3 protein-coding genes and 1 tRNA gene are annotated in these 2,081 nt (G+C 38.0%); 3 read left to right on the top strand and 1 reads right to left on the bottom strand.

The window, feature by feature from the left end:
• Window positions 1-85 precede the first annotated feature (85 nt).
• Window positions 86-310 carry a hypothetical protein gene (locus KKD20_00160; protein ID MBU4331524.1) on the bottom strand — a complete coding sequence of 75 codons (225 nt, stop codon included), beginning with the start codon at window positions 308-310 and terminating at the stop codon, window positions 86-88.
• 85 nt (window positions 311-395) lie between these two features.
• On the opposite strand from KKD20_00160, the gene KKD20_00155 reads away from it, so the two are divergent.
• From KKD20_00155 to KKD20_00145, 3 genes are all read left to right on the top strand, one after another.
• A tRNA-Val gene (locus tag KKD20_00155) sits at window positions 396-467 on the top strand.
• A gap of 747 nt (window positions 468-1,214) precedes the next feature.
• Complete coding sequence (locus KKD20_00150) at window positions 1,215-1,442, top strand: hypothetical protein (protein MBU4331523.1); 228 nt, start codon at window positions 1,215-1,217, stop codon at window positions 1,440-1,442.
• Window positions 1,439-1,687 (top strand): type II toxin-antitoxin system RelE/ParE family toxin, encoded by a 249-nt coding sequence (locus KKD20_00145; protein ID MBU4331522.1) that lies wholly within the window; start codon window positions 1,439-1,441, stop codon window positions 1,685-1,687. The genes KKD20_00150 and KKD20_00145 overlap by 4 nt, the downstream gene beginning before the upstream one ends.
• The last annotated feature ends 394 nt before the right edge of the window (window positions 1,688-2,081 follow it).

Here is a 2,081-nt window from a genome sequence, read left to right as displayed (position 1 = left end):
TACTAAATTTGAAAATTCGGGCTAAAAGATAGAACTAGAGCGGGTTTCCAAAGGGCATTTTAGGGGGCCAGACCCCACTAAATGTCTATTCGCCGGTGCCGAGGGTGGCGGAGCCGAGGTTGTAGACAGTTTTGATTTGGTCGGCGGTGAGGGCATTTGTTCGTGTTGACCCTTCGTGTTGACCCGAGGGGTCAACAATGTCAGTTTCGGTGCCAAGTCTAGCCGCACCAAAATTATACACTTGTTTAACCTGATCAGATGTTAAAACATAATTATAGATGCGGACGTCGACCCAGTTGGATAGCTTCACATCCAACGGGTCAGGTCGATTTGGCCGTTAATTTATTTGACTGATTTTATAAATTTGATATAATCTTTATTGGCAGTCCTTGTCCGGGCCGTTCGTCTAATGGCAAGATCCGCGGCTAACCACCCACGGGATACGGGTTCAATTCCCGTACGGTCCAAAGGGCTGCCTTTTTATTCTATTAAATTTGTTTTGCAACTATTTAACGAGATAAAGTTTTCCACAGGGACACAATTGACAAATCATTTAAATGCTTTAAAATTACGACAAGGTGGTTAGCCACGATGGATCTGCTAGTTATTAGATGAACTAGAATTCGTTCAAAAATCTCGTTCTCGTAACGAGATTTTTGATTTTACCCTGTTAAATGCCACTTCGCGGCAATTTCGTTTCCGACGAAATTATTTAACAGGGTGAATCTCGTCAACTTTTTCATACAGCTTTGTAGAGTCCTATAGACCCAAAGGTCTCTGATATTTAGGGCTATTTTTTTTGCTCATCGGAAGTCTGACTTCCGATTTGCATCTTCTGTAGACCCTGAGGGTCTACACTTTTTTCTAGTTGGACACCGAGTGTCCAAATAAATCACTTTTGGAAACCGAGTCTCTCAACTTTTCTATATGGAGAACCGTTCTCCGTTACTTTTTTATTCGCCGGTGTCGAGGGACGTTAGTATTTTCACTACTTTACGTCCCGAGGTGGGCGGAGCCGAAGTTGTAGACGGTTTGTTTGGGAACCGAGTTCCCAAACTTTCTACTTATTCTCCTGTTCCTAATCTAGCGGAGCCGAAGTTGTAGATTATTTTGATTTGGGTAAAAGATTTCCACAATTTTATTTGACATTTCTGTTTCAAGGATTACAATAAAATTGTAAAAGACTAAATTAATAAAAATTAACTAAAATCTTTATGGCCGCAACAATTACAATTACTAAGAAAGAATACCATGAGTTGACTGAAAAGGCTCTTCGATACGAATATATTTATGAGGGCATTAAAGAGAATCTTTTCGCTCCTCCGCCTACGAAAAATGTTGAAAAAATTATTAAAGAGTTCGGAAAAACAGGACAATATACTCAGAAGTTTCTAAAAAGTTTAGAAAAAGGATTAAAGCGCTCTTCTTACTTTCGCGTATGAAAATTTTTCCTCTTCATCCAGAAATCAATAACTATCTCAGAAAAAGAAATCTGATAAAGAAGTTTGAAAAACAAAAGAAAATATTTGAAATAAATTCCTTCCGCTCAAGCTTAAAAACTGAACTTCTTAAACCAAAAAAAATGCGAATTTGGAGTTTTAGAGTTAATCGAAAATACCGAGCAATTTTTATCTTTCGAAAGAAAAACGTGATTGAAATTATTGATGTAAACAATCACTATCAATAATAGTTTATTTATTTCCTTTTTACTCAGCCTTTAAAGAGCTGTTTTTTTGATATTATGTTAACCTTTAGATATCCATATTATTGAGAGGCTGAGCCTCTCAATTTTTGGAGACTCGGTCTCCAAAAATTCTCCAGTTCTCCGTTACTTTTGTTACTCGCCGGTGCCGAGGGACGTTAGTAGTTTTTTCACTATGGAGGTCCGACCTCCATGGATTTCTCCAAACGAAAACCGCTAAAACGCAGTAAGAAAGTGGGTAAGAAGGCAGGGACGCTGTCCCCTTTTGAAGACACACTCTATGTGCGAGGTCGAACCTCGTACATTGCCACAATAAATTTAATCTATTGTCAAAGATTTTGATTCTTTTAAAAATTTATTTGATATCGCTTTATCAAAT

It is taken from the genome of Patescibacteria group bacterium, assembly GCA_018896645.1.
Taxonomy (GTDB): domain Bacteria; phylum Patescibacteriota; class Patescibacteriia; order UBA2591; family JABMQE01; genus JAHIMF01.
Note: the sequence above shows the minus strand (reverse complement) of the source record. Positions and strands in the feature narration are given on the sequence as shown.

Excerpts from the sequence above, each read along its gene's own strand:
- KKD20_00150 (MBU4331523.1), top strand. The coding sequence starts at position 1,215 with ATGGCCGCAACAATTACAATTACTAAGAAAGAATACCATGAGTTGACT.
- KKD20_00145 (MBU4331522.1), top strand. The coding sequence starts at position 1,439 with ATGAAAATTTTTCCTCTTCATCCAGAAATCAATAACTATCTCAGAAAA.